The sequence below is a fragment of the Aminiphilus sp. genome, from assembly GCF_029975095.1.
GTDB lineage: Bacteria > Synergistota > Synergistia > Synergistales > Aminiphilaceae > Aminiphilus.
The window spans coordinates 54995-71762 of the sequence record NZ_JARKPW010000186.1 but is presented as its reverse complement, the minus strand read 5'-3'; the positions used below and the strand labels follow the sequence as shown (position 1 = coordinate 71762).

Below are 16768 nucleotides of genomic sequence, written 5' to 3'. Positions count from 1 at the left end.
GCTCTCATTCTCCCGAGTTTTCTCCGTGTCTTCGATGGTGTCTTGCCGCATTTTTCCGGTCTCGCCGAAAAGGCGAGACCGGAGAAATGCGGCATTCTGCGTTCTGTCGATCAGATTCCGTGACGTTTGAAATAGTGCGTGTGCAGGAGATGGTGGGACTTCTCTCCCAGCGGTTTGCCCAGAAATTCCTCGTAGAGGCGGATGATGTCCGGGTTCTCGTGGGATTTGCGGCGCGGTTTGCCGAGGTCCTCCCGGTAGAGCGCCTCGGCGCGTTTGCGGACGATCTCCATGTGTCCGTGGTGATAGGGCTGTCCGCCGCCGCCCACGCAGCCGCCGGGGCAGGCCATGATCTCGATGGCGTGGAAGGGCGCGACGCTTCCCGAGCGGACCGCGTCGAGGAGCTTGCGCGCATTGCCAAGGCCGTGGGCGATGCCGATGTGAAGTGCCAGATCGCCCACCTGGATCGTCGCCTCCCGGCATCCGTCAAAGCCGCGGAGCTGGGCGAAGTCCACGTTTTCGAGGGCCTTTCCGGTGGCCCATTCCACGGCGCTCCGCACGGCGGCTTCGATGACGCCTCCCGTCGTGCCGAAGATGACCGCCGCGCCGGTGGATTCACCAAGAGGTTTGTCGAAATCCTCGTCGGGAAGTCCCTGGAAATCGATGTTCGCCCTCTGGATCAGGTGCGCCAGCTCGCGGGTGGAGATGGACATGTCCACGTCGGCGATGCCGCCGGAGGAGAATTCTTCCCGGGAACATTCGTATTTCTTCGCCAGACAGGGCATGACGGAGACGACCACCAGTTTCTCCTTGGGAACGCCGATTTTCTCGGCGAAATAGGTCTTGGCGATGGCGCCGAACATCTGCTGGGGGGATTTCGCCGTGGAGGGAACGTCGAGCAGATCGGGATAGCGGTGCTCGAAGAACTTGACCCAGGCGGGGCAGCAGGAGGTGAGGATCGGCAGGCGGACCGACGTGTCTCCCTGCAGATGTCGGGTGAGACGATCCAGGAATTCGCTGGCCTCCTCCATGATGGTGAGGTCGGCGGCGAAGTCCGTGTCGAAGACATAGTCGAAGCCCATGGCCCGAAGTGCCGCCACCATCTTCCCCGTCACGAGCGTTCCGGGAGGCATGCCGAAGGGTTCGCCGAGGGCCGCCCGCACCGCCGGAGCGGTCTGAACAACCACGACTTTGTCCGGATCGGCGAGAGCCTCGATGACCTTCCATGAATAGTCCCGCTCCACCAGCGCTCCCGTGGGGCACACGGCGGTGCACTGGCCGCAGAACGTGCAGACCGATTCCTCCAGCGGCATTTCGAAGGCGGGGGCCACCACGGCCTTGAAGCCTCTGTTCACCCCGGACAGCACTCCCACGGTCTGAACGTCGTTGCACATGGTCTCGCAGCGGCGGCAGAGAACGCACTTGTCCATGTCCCGGATGAGTGCGGGGGAGACGTCCCGGGCGTAGTGGCTCTGTTCGCCTCCGTCGAAACGGTTTTCCCGAAGGCAGAAACGCTCCGCGAGATCCTGGAGTTCGCAATTGCCGCTCTTGGCGCAGATGAGGCAGTCCTTCGGATGGTCCGACAGGAGCAGTTCGAGAACCGTCTTGCGCGCATTGAGGACCCTGATCGTGTTGGTGCGGACCTCCATCCCCTCGTCCGCGGGAGTGGCGCAGGCGGGAGCGAGGTTGCGCCGTCCCTTGACCTCCACGACACAGATGCGGCACGAGGCGGACTTGTTCACCATGGGCGTTCCCTCAAGGTTCAGGTGGCAGAGGGTCGGCACGTCGATGTCGAGCTTGCGGGCCGCGTCCAGGATCGTCGATCCCTTGGGGACCTCCACGCTTTTTCCGTCTATTTTCAGATGCACCATCGATTCCGGCATTCTACGACCCCTCCGATCTTCACTTCTTGGCGATGGCATCGAACTTGCATGCCGATGCGCAGGCGCCGCACTTGATGCATGTTTCCTGGGCGATCAGGTGAGGTTCCCGCACCTTGCCCGTGATGGCTCCCACGGGGCAGACCCGTGTGCAGAGCGTGCAGCCCTTGCATTTTTCGGGGTCGATGACGAAGGAGAGCAGCGCCTTGCATTTCCCCGAAGGGCAGCGTTTCTCCCGGACATGGGCCTCGTATTCGTCCCAGAAGTTGTCCAGCGTGGAGAGCACCGGGTTCGGTGCGGTCTGCCCGAGGCCGCAGAGGGACGTGTCCTTGATGGTCTGCGCGAGAGAGCGGAGAAGGGCGAGGTCCTCCTCGGTGCCGTGTCCCTGGGTGATCTTCTCGAGAATTTCATGGAGACGTTTGTTGCCCACGCGGCAGGGGGCGCACTTGCCGCAGGACTCGTCCACCGTGAACTCCAGATAGAACTTGGCCACCGAGACCATGCAGTTGTCCTCGTCCAGGACGATCATACCGCCGGAGCCCATCATGGAGCCCGCCGCAACGAGGTTGTCGAAGTCGATGGGCGTGTCCAGGTGCTTGCTCGTGAGGCATCCTCCCGAGGGACCTCCGGTCTGGACCGCCTTGAATTTCTTGCCGTCCCGGATGCCTCCGCCGATGTCGAAGATGACCTCCCGAAGCGTGGTGCCCATGGGCACTTCCACGAGTCCCACGTTGTTCACCTTTCCCGCCAGGGCGAAGACCTTGGTGCCCTTGGATTTCTCGGTTCCGATGGAAGCGAACCAGTCGGCGCCCTTGGTGAGGATCACCGGCACATTGGCGAAGGTCTCCACGTTGTTCACGTTCGAGGGCTTGTCCCAGAAGCCCTTTTCGGCGGGGAAGGGCGGCTTGCTCGTCGGTTCGCCCCGTTCTCCCTCCAGGGAGCGGATCAGGGCCGTCTCTTCGCCGCAGACGAAGGCTCCCGCACCGTAGCGGAGTTCGATGTCGAAGGAAAAGCCTGTCCCGAGAATGTCCTCTCCGAGAAGGCCCGTCTCGCGGGCGTCGTCGATGGCCTTGCGGAGGCGTTTCACCGCGAGGGGATATTCCGCACGGATGTAGACCATTCCCTTTTGGGCGCCGATGGCGTAGCCGCAGATGGCCATGGCCTCCACCACCGAGTGCGGGTCCCCTTCGAGAATGGAGCGGTCCATGAACGCACCGGGGTCGCCCTCGTCGGCATTGCAGATGACGTACTTCGTCCCTGCCTGCTGTTTCGCTGCGAAATCCCACTTGAGTCCCGTGGGGAAGCCGCCGCCGCCCCGGCCGCGGAGGCCGGATTTTTTCATCTCTTCCACGACGTCCTTGGGCGTCATCTCCGAGAGAGCCTTGCCGAGGGCCTGGTAACCTCCCTGGGCGATGTATTCGTTGATGTTCTCAGGGTCGATGAAACCGCAGTTTCGCAGGGCGATGCGCATCTGTTTCTTGTAGAAGCCCATGTGCTTGGAGTCGGCGATATGCTCTTCCGTCTCGGGATCCACGTAGAGCAGGCGTTGAACCTTGCGCCCCTTGAGAACATGCTCGTCCACGATTTCCTGGGCGTCCTCGGGGCGGACCTGGACGTAGAAGGTGTTGTCCGGTGCCACCTTGACGATGGGGCCTTTTTCACAAAAGCCGAAGCATCCCGACAGGACCACCTTCACCTCGTCCTGCAGATTACGGTTTTTCAGCGCGGTCTTCAGGCTCTCCACGATCCGGTCGCTTTGGGAGGAGATGCAGCCGGTACCGCAGCAGACCAGGAGGTGCATTTTGATTTCCGGCATGGGTTGTGGTTCTCCTTTCGCGTCCGTCCGACTCATTCGTGGATGGTCCGGTAGGCTGTGGGAATGATTCCGTCCACCATTTCGCCGCGGAGAATGTAGCTGTCGAGGATTTCCCGGATACGGTCACCCTTGACATTGCCGTAGACGATGGGCTCTTCTCCCGGGCGCGTGATCTCCACGGTGGGTTCCGAGTGACAGTAGCCCATGCATCCCGTCTGGGTGAAGACGATCTCCGTCAGGCCCCGCTCTTTCGCAAGGCGCATGAATTCCGCAAGCGTCTCCCGTGCCCCGGAGGCGATGCCGCAGGTGGACATGCTGACCTTCACCTGCACGAGCCGTTCGATGTTCTGCCCTTTTTCTCGAAGGTCCGTGGCGCTGGTGAGTTCTTTCTGAAGTTTTCTGAGCGCATCGAGGGATTGAATTTTCGACATGATGTTCACCTCCGGATCAGGCTTGGGCGTACTCGGCGAGTATGCCCTCGATGTCCTTGGGCACGACCCGTCCATACACCTTTTCCCCCACGATGACCACCGGAGCCAGACCGCAGGCCCCCACGCAGCGGAGCGTGTCCAGGGAGAACTTTCCATCCTCCGTCACTTCCCCGACGGCAATGTTCAACTGCTTGGACAGTTCCGCCACCACATCCTCGGCGCCTCGGACATAGCATGCGGTTCCCATGCAGACCGAAATGGGAAAACGTCCCTTGGGCGTCATGGTGAAGAAGGAGTAGAACTTGACGACGCCGTAGACTTTCGCGAGGGAGAGTTCCATGTGTTCCGCCACGAATTCCTGAACCTCCCGGGGGAGATAGCCGAAAATCCCCTGGGCCTTGTGGAGGACGGTGATGAGTTCGCCCTTCCGATCCGGAAGTGAGGCGATGAAATCCGCAAGTTCAGTGAAGCGCGGATCCTCTTTGACAGAGCATGTGCACATTGCATGGCCTCCTCTTTTTTCGAATAGGGGGTGGATGGTTTCCGCCTGGGTTCCTTGCGGCGACATGCGTTGGATGCTACGACAATGCCGAAGGAAAGATGTCGGAACCGGCCCTGCAATCCCCTGCATGCACCATATAGTGAAAATTTTCCCTAGTCAAGGCAAAAAAACTCACCTTCCCCCTTTTCTCGAGGCGAATCCCCACATTCGCCTTTCAAGAAGGACGCTCAGGCGATTTTTTACGTGTATCCGGGTTTCGAAGGCGGGAGAAAGCGGAGTGCGTTAAGGAGTCGGATATCGCACGTACGGACCCGAACGAAACATACAACCGTCCTCCTTCCTCATAGAGAGAAATTGGTTCTCATGATACGTGTTGCAGCAAAGAATGCAACCCCGCTTTTTCTTCGAGAAGGGGCAGGTGTTTCCGACGGTCTTCGTCGATTCCACGGGGTACTCCGCGCTCTCGGTTCATTCCCGCGTTGTCGGTGTGTTGCCTCCGTTGAGTCCCTTCCTGAGGGAGGACAGATCTCCCTTGCGGAGTACCGCAATGAGTTCCGCCACCACGGAGATGGCGATCTCTTCGGGTGTCTCCGCCCGGATGGGAAGGCCGACGGGTTGGTAGATACGGTTCAGGTGTGCTTCCGAGACTCCTTCGTCGAGGAGGCGTTTCCGGACGAAGGCGATCTTGCGCATGGAGCCGATCATGCCCACGTAGGCGGCGTCGCAGTGTTCGATGGTCTTTACCACCTCCGAGTCGAGGGCGTGTCCTCTGGTGGCGATGACGACGAAACTTCGTCCGTGCAGCTTCAGCCCTCTGTCGAAAATTTCTTCCAGGGGGCAGGCGATGGTGGTGCCCCAGGGGATGTTTTCGGCGTTGGCGAATTCCTCCCGCTCGTCCCAGACGGAGACACGAAATCCAGCGAACTGTCCTGCCTGGGCAAGGGCTTTGCCCACGTGTCCCGCGCCGAAGATCACGAGCTCCCGTTCCCGACCGACGACTTCCAGAAAGACGGAGATATCACCGCCACATGCGGCGCTGTTCGGATCCGATCCATCGTAGTGAAGCCCTTCCTTGTAAAGGGCGTGATCTCTTTCGGAATCCAGCAATGCCAATGCCTCTCGAATGGTGTGGTGTTCGAAGACGCCTCCACCCACGGTGCCGGAGATGCCTCCGTCGGGGCGCACCCACATGGAGGCGCCCACATTTCGCGGTGTGGAGCCCTCCACGTCGACCACGGTGCACAGAACTCCCGGAACTCCCTTGGCGAGGTCTTTCATGATCTGTTCGAGAATTGCCTGATTCATCGGCACTCTCCGCTCCCTTCGAGTCGAATGAACGTCTCTGAATTGCCCTTTGCTGCGGCGTGTGCCGTCGCAAAGGGATGGTATGTTTCTCCGGCGTTTCGGATGGCGCGGTGACAGTGTTTCAATGTCGTTGTGCTGTTCCCGAGAGGGCCACGTACCGTTTCGAAGGCCTGCCCACGGGTGCTACATCGAAATCGATGGTCACCTGGGATGTCTCGGCGAGATACTCGAGGTAGCGCCGGGTCGTGGAGCGCCCCATGCCGAGATGTTCCGCCGCTTCGGAGGCAGAGAGCCCCCCTGGGGCGTCCCGGAGGAGTCGTTTGACTTTCTCGAGGATGCGATTTTGAATTCCCTTGGGAAACACGCTCGAGTCGGGGGGAATGGCGCCTCGTTTCAGCCCTACCAGGTGATCCAGTTCGTCCTGCCGCCAGGGAGTACGGCGGGTCACCAGTTCTCGATGGAACGTGCGGTATGCCGAGAGCGCTGCCCGGAGACGGGAGGAAAGAAAGGGGCGGATGAGGCAGTCGAAAGCACCCAAACAAATTGCGCCGCGAATCGCATCGGGCTCTTCCGGACGGACAAGGACCACCCAATCCAGCCGGGGATAGTCGCTGCGGGCCTTGCGGAAGCCCTCGAGTCCTCCCAGGCCGGGAAGGGCGAAGTCGAGCACCACCAACTGCGGAGGTTCGTCGGCGAGAAAGGAGAGGAGCGTTTCACCGGAACCGACTTCTCCGACAAGACGGTAGCCGGGTTGCTCTCGAACCAGATCGGCATAGAGGCTTCTCTGGGAGGAATCCTGTTCGGCGACGATTGCGTCGAGAGAATGGGGCACGAACGGGCCTCTCATGGCCGAATCTCCCGGGTGAGGTTGCTTGACCCGGCGATACGCTCGAGCACAGGAAAAACGGCTTCGAAACACGAACAACGATTGCACGGGAAACCGGGCACCATAGGAGGCTTCCTCCTTTCCGCACGGGAGGCGGTCGCGTTTCCACGACAACCCTATCGGTCGACACCCGTGGGCCTGGGCCGTTAGGAACGTCGACTCGGAGGCTCTATCACTTCGAACATACATTATACGTGATCCTCCGAATTCGTGCAATTTTCCCGCATGAGTGGGAAAGGAGTCTCTCTCTTGTGGTCCTGCCTTTTCACAATGGGGCAAAGGAGCATTTTCCCCGGAGCTATGTTTGCATGGCGCGTGGGAACGGGCGGAACTCCATGCAACGAGGGTGTCCGCGTCGCATGCAGGACATCTCTGGCCGCACTTCTCTCCCGAGGAGGCGTGGCGGGGCGTCTTCTCGTTCGGTGCACGGCGAAAGAAGGGGAAGTAGTCGGCTCTCCGGCGCGTCGATCAGGAGCGGAGAACCGCTGCCATGCGCGAGAAGGCTTCCTCCAGTTTTTTCTCGTCCACCGTGCAGGCGATGCGGATGAAGTCACCGCATGTCTCGCCGAAAGCGATGCCCGGGGTGAGGGCGACACCGGCTTCCTCCAGCATACGGAGCGCGAAGGCGTCTCCGTTCATTCCCGTTCCGGAAATATCGGCGAAAAGATAGAAGGCTCCCCTGGGCGGTGCGGCATCGACACCGGGCAGTTCTCTCGCCAGGGACGCGGCGTACCGGGTTCGTCGCCGGTAGGTATCGACGATGGCATGTTCCGCATCCTGAGCCTCGCTCAATGCGAATTCGGCGGCGCGTTGCACCATGCTGTTCACCGAAAGGGTCTGCACGATGGCGAGGAGGTCCATGGGTTTGAGGAGTTCTTCCGGTCCCATGGCATAGCCGATCCGCCAGCCGCACATGGCGTAGGATTTGGAGAATCCTCCGATGGTGAGAGTCCGCTCCCGCATGCCCGGCAGGGTGGCGAAGGGGATGTGACTTCCCTGAAAAACGTAGGACTCGTAGAGTTCGTCGGAGAGAACGCACAGGTCCTGTTCCAGGGCGACGCGGGCGATGCCCTCCAGTGTCGCCCTGTCGAAGACGGCCCCCGAAGGGTTGCAGGGAGAGTTGACGACGAGCGCCTTCGTTCGGCGGGTGACGGCCCGGCGCAGGTCTTCCTCGAGGGGGAGAAAATCGTTCTCCTTCCGGCAGGGGACTGCCACGGGGACGCCCTGATTGTAGCGGACCTGCTGGGCGTAGAAGGTGAAGTAGGGTTCGAGCAGAAGAACTTCGTCACCCGGCTCGAGCAAGGTCTGAAAGGCGAGCCAACACGCCTGGGAACCACCGGTGGTGACGAGGATCTCCTCCGGATCCTGGACGAAGCCGTATTTAGCTGCCCAACGGCGGCTGACGGCCTCTCGGAGGCTGAGGTTTCCTCGGCTCTGGGTGTAATGCGTCTCACCGGCCAGCCCGGCCTGGCGGGCCGCTTCCACAATGCGCGGATCGGTGGGAACGTCCGGTTCGCCGAGGGTGAGGTTGACGAGTCCCGTCCGTTTTGCTGCGGCCTTGAACATTTTCATCATCGCCGAGGGTTCGAGTCGGGAGAACCTCACGGCAACGTGTTGTTTCAGGCTCACGGTGTCCCCGCCCCCTCCTCGGCGCCGTTTTTCGCTGCCTTTCGGGCGGCCCGCTCGGCCCGCATGGCGGTCTTCTTCGCGTGAGGGTCTCCGTGGGCGGGTACGATGCAGACGAACACGAAGTCCTCGTCCCCCGGGTTCTCGAAGACGTGTTCCACGTCGGGGGGGACACGTCCCCACCGTCCTGCCTCGAGGTCGATCGGTTCACCCTGGACCACCACGCGGCCGTGTCCCTTGAGGGAGAGCACGAAGTGATCCCAGGCATGTCTGTGCGGAGGAATTTTCTCCCCCGGAGGCAGGGTGAAATGGCGCATCACGTAGTCGTCCCAGAACTGTCCGGGGCCGAAGATGATTCGTTTCCGCACGTTCGGAGCCAGTGCGGAGGCATCCCAGAGGGGCAGATCCTCGACGAGTCCTCCCTGTCCGACCTTCGTCTCTTCCGACATGTCCTGTCGCCTCCTTTTCACGGAGTGGTGCGACCGGGAGATGCGGTCCCGTCGTTGCACGGTTCCGCATCTCCCGGAGAAGGATCCGAACGGATCGTTGATGGAACCCGGGGCGCCCGTCTCGGAGACGGAGCGCCGAGCAGGTTATTTCTTCATCGCCGCGAGGATTTTCTCGGCGGTGATGGGCAGGTCCTTCACCCGGGCGCCCACGGCGTTGCAGATCGCGTTCCCCACCGCCGCGTGCGGCGCGGAGAGGGGCATCTCGCCCGTCCCGGCAGCGCCGAAGGGGCCGAATTCCCGGGGGGTTTCCATGTGGATCAATTGAATGTCGTCGGGAATGTCCTTGATGTAGGGCAACCCGCAGGTGAGGAGGTTGTTGTGGGTCTTCACGTCCACGAAGTCCTCCTTGATGGCGAGGCCGATGCCCTGGGCGATGCCGCCCATCTGCTGGCCGTCCACGACGAGGAAGTTGTTGATCTTGCCCACGTCCCCGCAGAGGGTGAATTTCTCGACGGTGGTCTTGCCGGTCTTGACTTCCACGGCCACTTCGGCGAGGAAGATGCCGAACATGTGGTTGGCGAAGGGATATCCCTGCCCCGTCGCGCCGTCCATGTCGGTGCAGTGCTGCACTTCTCCCTCGTTGTTGCGGAGCGTTGCCTTCCAGTAGCCTTCGTAGAAGGTGGGAATGCCCTCCGCGATCATTTCGTCGTAGGTGCGGTAGGTTCCGTCATCCCGCCGCATGGCGTCGAGCAGTTTCCGGCAGGATTCGACGATGGCCATTCCCACCATGACCTGGCTGCGGCTCGCCGCGGCGGCGCCGCTGTTGGGAGCCTTGGCGGTGTCGCTCAGCACCAGCTTGATCTGCTCCGGTTTGATGCCGATGGGCTTGAGTGCCTCGTGGGCGGTGCCCACGCAGCCGATATCCGCGCCCTGTCCGTGGTCCTCCCAGGTGTTGTAGAGGATCACGCCGTCCCTGGTGAGCTCGATGTTGCTGTTCGCCTCGTCCGGGCCGTCATCGTTGGAGTTGTAGATGCCGAAGGCGATGCCCACGCCCCGTTTGACCTCGTCGGTGGAGAGAGCGGCGGCGCGCTTTTTGGCGATGTTGTAGTAGGGGCGGATACGGGTGACCATGGCCTGGAGCGGATAGACCTCGGACTTCTGTCCGCTCGGGAGCGTGTCTCCCGGACGGATCAGATTCTTCTCCCGGAAGTCCAGGGGATCCATGCCGCACTTCTCGGCGAGCATGTCGATAGCGGTTTCGCCGCCCCAGTAGGTCTGGGGTGCGCCGTAGGCGCGGAAGGCACCGCACCAGCGGTGGTTGGTGAAGAAGGTGTAGCCGCATCCCCGAAGGTTGTCCACGTGGTAGGGAGCCAGGAAGAACTGGCCGCCCTTGTTGGTGAGGTCCTGGCTGGACTCGGAGTAGGGGCCGTGGTCCACATACCAGGTGTGCTCGCCGCCGACGATCTTGCCGTTCTCGTCCGCGCCGATGCGGATCTTCATGAGGAAGGGGGAGCGCTTGGGCGTCCGCACGATGTGCTCCTTCATGTCGAGGCGCATGTAAACGGGGCGTCCCGTGGCGAGCACGCATGCGGCGAGGAGGGGTTCGTTCGTGGGGGCGACCTTGTAACCGAAGGAGGCACCCATGTTGTTCTGGATCACCCGGAGCTTGGATGGCGCGAGGCCGATGCCGCGGGAGATCATGAGCTGATGGCGGTAGACGCAGATGCTTTTGGTCTGCAGGGTGAGGCGCCCTTCTTCGTCGTAGTAGCCGAAGCCGCAGTCCGTTTCGATGGTCAGATGAGGCTGGCGGCTGCTGTAGAATTCGTCCTCCACCACATGCGCGGCCTTGTCGATGTCTGCTTTCGGATCGTCACCCTTGATGAGGGGGCGCTTGTTGAAGCAGTTCCGGATACCGTCGATTTCCTCGATCTCGTCGTAGACCTTGGGGGCGTCGGGTTTCATGGCGTCCTTCACGTGGAGAAGGGCGGGCAGTTCCTCCAGATCGACCTTGACGGCCGCGGCGGCCTCCCGGGCCTGTTTCTCCGTGGCGGCGCAGACGATGGCCACGCATTCGCCCCACTGGCGGATCTTGTCGCCCTCTTCGACGATGATTCGCCGCTCCCATCCGTCCGTGGTGGCCGTGGGAGACCCCACCTGACCGCGGATGCGGTTGGTTCCCTTGTTGGCGAGAAGATCTTTGGCGGTGACGATCTTTGCGACGCCGGGCATTTTTTCCGCGGCGGTGAGGTCGATCTTTTTCACTTTCGCGTGATGCGTCTCCGGGCAGACCGGTACGGCGAAGAGTGTCTCCTCGGGAAGCTTCAGGGCCGTGTCGTCGCCGAAGTCCCATGTTCCGGTGGCTTTGTAGACTCCGCTCGGCCGCGGGTAGGTACTTCCCCATACGGACTGGCCGGGTTTGAGCATCTTCGCCAGGTCTTCCATTTCCTTCTCGCCCCGGAGCACCGCCGCCGCCTCCATGACGGAATCCACGATCTGCTTGTAACCGGTGCAGCGGCAGGCTGTCCAATGTTTCTGGAACCAGTCCCGGACGTCCTCCCTCGTGGGGGAGGGATTTTCGTCCAAAAGTCCCTTGGCGGCCATGATGAATCCGGGTGTGCAGAAGCCGCACTGGATTGCGCCGCAGACGATGAAGGCCCACTGGAGTGCGTGGAGCTTCGTGGGGGTGCCGATGCCCTCGATGGTGAGGATTTCCGCGTCTTCCGGGATGCTCTTCCATGGAACGATGCAGGAGCGGACCACCTTGCCGTCTACAATGACGTTGCAGGCCCCGCACTGGCCGCAGCCGCACCCGATCTTTGTTCCCGTGAGACCTAGCTGGTTTCGGATGATCTTGGCGAGCTTCTCCTCCGGATCCGCGATGACGCGATTTGGGATTCCGTTGACCCGAACCGTCTTGACGTGATACTTCTGCATGGCTCTCCGTGCCTCCTCGCAAATGGTGTTGGCCTCTTCCTGGTTCCTGCCGCAGGGCATTATGCCAAGCTCAGTATGCGGAGTACGTGTTGGAGAGACAAGATTTTGTGCGAATTGTGCTCCATTTTGACCCGTTTTGGCCGGGAGGCATTGCGGGAAACCTTTCACCGCAGGGGTTGACAACGAAGGAGTTGTTGGGTAATGTAATGAATAAGGTGAAAGAGTATTCAGTATACAAAACCTCCGAGCCGGATCTTCCTAAGGGTGCGTAGTCGCCTAGGGAAACCGGACGACAGGGTACACCCGGAAACGGATGTGCCTCCCGCTTTCGGAAAGGAGGATGCGTCGGCGCTTTTCCTTCTCCGTGCCCTCGGGGAAGAAATGTCGTGTGCATCTTCCCGGCGGGACCCCGCAACGGAAAGAGGCACGCATTCATGACGACTCGATCTCTCCTTCGCTCGGAACTGCTGACGGGCAATCTTGACGACCTGCCCGCCCACATCCTTTCCTCCCTTGCACCGGAGGCCACGAAACGGATGGTCTTCGCCCCGGGACGCCATTGGGACGATTATGTGTTGCGCTATTTCACCCTGCCTCCCGGCTGTGCAACGCCCTCCCACCGGCACGAGTGGGAACATCTGGTGGTCGTTCTCCGCGGGCGAGGCAGGATGACGGTGGAGGACATGCAGATATCTCTGAACCAGGGAGCCTGGGGCTATGTCCCTTCCGGAGCGGAGCATGTCTTCGAGAATTCCGGCGAGGAAGAAGAATTTGCCTACCTCTGCATCGCCCCAGTCGAGGCGGATCCTCACGCCATCAAGACGCTGCGCAGAATCCCTTCCAAGGAACGGAGAGACCCCGGGGGCGGAGGGTTCTTCTGAGTGGTTGCGTTGTTCGTGTGTCGTTCCGGCAGAGTCACTGTTTCCGTTCCGTGCCGCCCGAGCCCTTTCTTTGTCGGTTATTTCCGGAAAGCCCTCTGTCGCCGGAAAGAAACCTTCTTCCGGAAGGGCTGATACCTCTTCTCTCCGTCACGTGAACGGATGAAGTGACCGGAGACGCAGGAGGACCTGTGCCTGCGCTCCGGGGAGGAGATATGCGTCCACCGCCTGTTCCCGCCCGATTTCCCCGTACAGGAGCGTACCGTTCACATCCAGAGCGACCGAGACCACGTCGTCCCTTTCCACGATGCTGCGCACGGAAGCGGAAAACCGGTTCAGTTCAGGCCCCGGCGGGGCTGTTCTTCCCACCTCCACGTCTCTTCGGGAGACCAGAAACCGGGAAAAGGGTCTTCCCTCGTCGGGCATCAGGAGCGTCCCTCCGGCCCACTCCGCCTCGATCACGCCTTTGAATGGGCGCCCGCGTTCCCGACAGGGGAGGATGTTCGGTGCGCCGAGGAAGGATTCGGCCGCTTCCGCCTCCGCCTCGTCTCTTTCCGGTGAGGCGGAGACGGGAATGAGGTGCCCCACGTGCATGACGAAGAGATGTTCCGTCAGGTCCTTCGCCTCGGCCAGGTCGTGCGTCACGAGAATGGTCGTGAGTCCCAGCTCTTTTCGCAACGCGCCGAATTCATCGCGGAGATGGTGTGCGGTTCGGTGGTCCAGCTTGCTGAACGGTTCGTCCAGGAGGAGAAGCGCCGGGGAGGAGGCAAGGGTTCGGGCCAGGGCTGCCCGTTGTCTTTCGCCGCCGCTGAGGGTGGCGGGTCTTCTGTCGGCGAGGTGGGAGATGCGAAGCCGTTCGAGGATGTCCGCCGCCTGCCGTCTCCGCTCCGCACGGGTGTTCCGAACGCGCTCCATGGCAAGAAGGAGGTTGGCTTCGACGGACATGTGGGGAAACAGGTAGGGATCCTGGGCCAGGAATCCCATGTTGCGCCGGTGGGGTTCGACGGAGCGGATGTCTCTGTCGTCGAGACGGATGGTTCCCGTGTGTCCGTCGAGTCCGGCGATGATCCGGAGAAGGCTGGTTTTACCAGCCCCCGAAGGTCCGACGACGGCGCATGCTCCCTTTGGGGGGACATGCATGCACACGTTCCGGACGAATCGGTTGCTCACGTCGGCGAGGGTCAGCCCGGCCATCGGGAGTCCTTTCCTGAAAGGGTGTCGTTCGACGACGTGCGGTGCAGCATGCGTGTGCACAACAGGAAGGCGAAGGCCGTGCCGAGAAGGACGAGCGAACATGACAGGGCGATGCCCAGTTCACCGCTGGAGATGTTGAGATAGACCGCGATGGGGAGGGTTTCCGTGCGAAAACGGGTGGCTCCGGCCACCATGAGGGTCGCTCCGAACTCTCCCAGGGTGCGTGCCCAGGCGAGCATTATTCCCGAGAGGAGCGATTTCGCCGCCAGAGGGATGTTGATGCGGAAAAAAACCTGGAGAGGCGAGAGCCCCAGCATGAGCGCCGCCTCCTCGTAGCCTTTGGGGACCGAGGCGAAGGCCGCCTGGGCGCTCCGAAGCACGATGGGTGTTGCCACGAAACTTTGGGCCACCACGGCTCCCCAGGGGGTGAGAATGAAATGGATGCCCCACCGTGCGAGATGCCCCCCCAGAAGGTCCCTGCCGAGAAGGAAGAGGAGTCCCACTCCGGCGATGAGAGGCGGCATGGCGAGAGGAATGTCGAGGAGCGTCTCGAGGAATTCCTTTCCGGGGAAAGTGTGCCTGGAAAGGAAATATGCCGCCCCGATGCCGATGGAGAGTGCTGCGAACATGGCGGCGCAGGATGTTGTCAGGGAGAAGCGCAGCGCGAAAAGAGTCTCCGGATGGACCAGGGAACGCGCCAACTCTTCCGGGGAAACCTGCCCGATCAGGGCGGCGAAGACGCCGCCCACGATCAGGCTGAAGAAGAGAAGCGGCAGGATCAGGACCCGGTCCAGAAGGTTCATGGAATGAAGGAGCCGCACGTCACGGCAGCGGCGAGAACCCGTGGGAGAGGAACACCGCAACCGCTTCGGGAGAACGGAGGAATTCCGCCAGCTCCAGTGCCTCCTCCGGATGGCGGGAGGTGTTCAAAGCGGCGATCGTGACGATCTCCGGCGTGTACCATGCGGGGTCGATGTCGAAGAAGACGAGCGCGTCCTTCGCCTGAACCGCATCGGACCTGGCAAGGATGGCGGCGTCCACGTCCCCTTTGGTCACGTAGAGGGACAGTTGTTTCACCGTTGCGGCCCGGACGACGGTGTTCGCGAGAATCGCATCTTTTTTGTCCGAGTGCGAGAGGATCTCCTCCGCGGTCCGCCCCAGAGCCATTGCCTTGGGGTCGCCGAGGCCGACCCGCACACCGGGTTTTGCCAGATCATCGACGGTGGTTATCTCCCCGGTTTTGCTCGGATGCACCGCAAGGACCGGAGGATGGAGGACGATGGAAAAGGAGTGCGTCACGAAGCCGTCCTTCGCGAGCTGTTCCACGAAGAACGCGGAACCGGAAAGGAAGAGGTCTCCCTCTTTCGTTGCCTTGAAACGCACCAGGGATTGGCCGGACCCCGCGTACTCCACGGCGACATTCACGCCGCCCTTTTCCCGGTAGGTGCGCAGGAGTTCCTCCACGGGCTGCCGGAGTCCTGCACCGCAATGCATGTACAGCTCCTTCGTCGTGGCTCCAAGGGGCATCGCACTCCCCAGGCACAGAAGAAGCATCAGAAATCCGGCGGAAAGCCGCACGCGGGTGAGACGCATGAAACGCATACAGAACCTCTCCCTTCAATGATGGATAGTGAATGTCCTTCGTGTGTTCCGTCCTGTCGAGGCAGTCCCAACGTCCCCCGGTTGATTCCGCTCACGAAGACTTGGGACAGAAGCGCTCCCACCCCATCAGGTGGGCCGCGCCGGCGATGGTTGTTCCATAGAAGAGCACCGGTTTGTCCAAGAGAAAGTCCCCGATGGTGTCGTTCACCAGGGGCGTTCCGGTGACAAGGAGAAGCTCCGCCCAGGCCACGGCGTCGCTCGCCGTTTCCGGCCCCTCCACGGGAACCCCGAACTTGGTGTTCCCCAGGTTGTCCGGGTCCAGATCGAGGAGGCGGAGAGGAAACAGTGGGGCCAGCGCCTCGACCATGCGGGGCTGAAAGCCAACCTGGGTGATCTTCACCGCGCCGAATCGTTCCCGGAGTTGTGGAGCCAGTTCGGACGCGCAGGCGCGGGGATCCTCGTCCCGACAGTGGACGGTGTTTCCGATGAGTCCGAGATGCTTGAGAACCGCGTTGAGTGCAGCGACGAAGACCGCACGGCGAAAGGTGTTTTCCGGTGGGGTGGCGAGGAGGCTCTCCAGTGTTCCCTCGTAATTGCCGTAGTGGTCCGTGAAGGCCTGTCCCCGGGCGTCCCGAAAGGTTGCCTGAAGAAGGCGCTCTTTTCCCTTCTGCAGCGGGAAATCCTTGTCCTCGGGAGTGCCGATGGCCTCTTCCGTGGAAAGGGGTGCGGCGCAGACGCGCACCGTCTCCCCCAGAAGCCCTTCCCTCCGACAGATCGCCGTCAGGCGCTGACGGAGAATTTCGTGCAGTGCGGACATGAAGTTCACCTCGGATTACGGAGAAAGTATGACGATAACCGCTTTTCTCGCGCCCTGTGAATCCCCTCTCTCCATCCTCATGGCAGGGAGCGGAAGAAAGAGGGGCAGAGGGGCGAATGGGTGAAATCGGTATTGCCCGGTTGTGGATGGCCGTACATATCATGCAACTGAATTGCATTACGTAGTGTAGGAGCAAAGTCGATTTCTGTCCAGAGGCGGATCCTGGGCTGAAAGCATCCTTCCGGCCTTTACGGAAAACCGAGGGGAATGCTTTTGAACGGGGTGCGGCGTTCCTTGTCTCGATGCGCGGGGGACGATACGGTGTGGAGTGCGGGGTGTTTCCTCCGACACGTTGCGAGGAAGCGATGAAGCAAGGAGGAATGGGCCACCCGTTCGTGCGGCGGGTGGCCCGTTCCTGTGCATGGAGCGGCGGAGCGGAGTGGGCCCCAGG

14 protein-coding genes and 2 riboswitches are annotated in these 16768 nt (G+C 61.6%); of the genes, 1 reads left to right on the top strand and 13 read right to left on the bottom strand.

What is annotated here, in order from left to right:
* Positions 1 to 110: 110 nt before the first annotated feature.
* From Q1K49_RS12015 to Q1K49_RS11975, 9 genes are all read right to left on the bottom strand, one after another.
* On the bottom strand, positions 111 to 1880 hold the full coding sequence (locus tag Q1K49_RS12015) for an NADH-dependent [FeFe] hydrogenase, group A6 (RefSeq protein ID WP_300526265.1): 1770 nt from the start codon (positions 1878 to 1880) through the stop codon (positions 111 to 113).
* A 19-nt stretch (positions 1881 to 1899) separates the two neighbouring features.
* Entirely contained in the window at positions 1900 to 3693 is a 1794-nt protein-coding gene (gene nuoF / locus Q1K49_RS12010; protein ID WP_300526264.1) for an NADH-quinone oxidoreductase subunit NuoF, read from the bottom strand.
* Positions 3694 to 3725: 32 nt separating this feature from the next.
* Positions 3726 to 4124, bottom strand: a complete 399-nt coding sequence (locus Q1K49_RS12005; RefSeq protein WP_300526263.1) for a (2Fe-2S) ferredoxin domain-containing protein — start codon at positions 4122 to 4124, stop codon at positions 3726 to 3728.
* 16 nt (positions 4125 to 4140) lie between these two features.
* Positions 4141 to 4626, bottom strand: a complete 486-nt coding sequence (locus Q1K49_RS12000; RefSeq protein ID WP_300526262.1) for an NAD(P)H-dependent oxidoreductase subunit E — start codon at positions 4624 to 4626, stop codon at positions 4141 to 4143.
* Between the two features lie 468 nt (positions 4627 to 5094).
* Positions 5095 to 5931, bottom strand: coding sequence for an XdhC/CoxI family protein (locus Q1K49_RS11995; RefSeq protein ID WP_300526261.1), 837 nt, complete (start codon positions 5929 to 5931; stop codon positions 5095 to 5097).
* A 121-nt stretch (positions 5932 to 6052) separates the two neighbouring features.
* Positions 6053 to 6778, bottom strand: a complete 726-nt coding sequence (locus tag Q1K49_RS11990) for a response regulator (protein ID WP_300526260.1) — start codon at positions 6776 to 6778, stop codon at positions 6053 to 6055.
* 98 nt (positions 6779 to 6876) lie between these two features.
* Positions 6877 to 6995, bottom strand: a riboswitch (molybdenum cofactor riboswitch).
* A gap of 290 nt (positions 6996 to 7285) precedes the next feature.
* Positions 7286 to 8446, bottom strand: coding sequence for a pyridoxal phosphate-dependent aminotransferase (locus tag Q1K49_RS11985; RefSeq protein WP_300526259.1), 1161 nt, complete (start codon positions 8444 to 8446; stop codon positions 7286 to 7288).
* Positions 8443 to 8892: a cupin domain-containing protein gene (locus Q1K49_RS11980; protein WP_300526258.1), complete on the bottom strand. Its 450-nt coding sequence runs from the start codon at positions 8890 to 8892 to the stop codon at positions 8443 to 8445. The genes Q1K49_RS11985 and Q1K49_RS11980 overlap by 4 nt, the downstream gene beginning before the upstream one ends.
* Positions 8893 to 9036: 144 nt before the next feature.
* Entirely contained in the window at positions 9037 to 11826 is a 2790-nt protein-coding gene (locus Q1K49_RS11975; protein WP_300526257.1) for a molybdopterin-dependent aldehyde oxidoreductase, read from the bottom strand.
* A 229-nt stretch (positions 11827 to 12055) separates the two neighbouring features.
* Positions 12056 to 12181, top strand: a riboswitch (molybdenum cofactor riboswitch).
* A 79-nt stretch (positions 12182 to 12260) separates the two neighbouring features.
* Here Q1K49_RS11975 and Q1K49_RS11970 point away from each other — a divergent pair.
* Positions 12261 to 12707 carry a cupin domain-containing protein gene (locus tag Q1K49_RS11970; RefSeq protein ID WP_300526256.1) on the top strand — a complete coding sequence of 149 codons (447 nt, stop codon included), beginning with the start codon at positions 12261 to 12263 and terminating at the stop codon, positions 12705 to 12707.
* A gap of 147 nt (positions 12708 to 12854) precedes the next feature.
* Here the strand turns inward: Q1K49_RS11970 and Q1K49_RS11965 are convergent, their stop codons facing one another.
* From Q1K49_RS11965 to Q1K49_RS11950, 4 genes are all read right to left on the bottom strand, one after another.
* Entirely contained in the window at positions 12855 to 13898 is a 1044-nt protein-coding gene (locus Q1K49_RS11965; protein ID WP_300526255.1) for an ATP-binding cassette domain-containing protein, read from the bottom strand.
* On the bottom strand, positions 13886 to 14701 hold the full coding sequence (locus tag Q1K49_RS11960; RefSeq protein ID WP_300526254.1) for an ABC transporter permease: 816 nt from the start codon (positions 14699 to 14701) through the stop codon (positions 13886 to 13888). The genes Q1K49_RS11965 and Q1K49_RS11960 overlap by 13 nt, the downstream gene beginning before the upstream one ends.
* A 19-nt stretch (positions 14702 to 14720) precedes the next feature.
* On the bottom strand, positions 14721 to 15500 hold the full coding sequence (gene modA, locus Q1K49_RS11955) for a molybdate ABC transporter substrate-binding protein (protein WP_300526253.1): 780 nt from the start codon (positions 15498 to 15500) through the stop codon (positions 14721 to 14723).
* Between the two features lie 91 nt (positions 15501 to 15591).
* Positions 15592 to 16317, bottom strand: coding sequence for a DUF364 domain-containing protein (locus Q1K49_RS11950; protein WP_300526252.1), 726 nt, complete (start codon positions 16315 to 16317; stop codon positions 15592 to 15594).
* Positions 16318 to 16768: the final 451 nt, after the last annotated feature.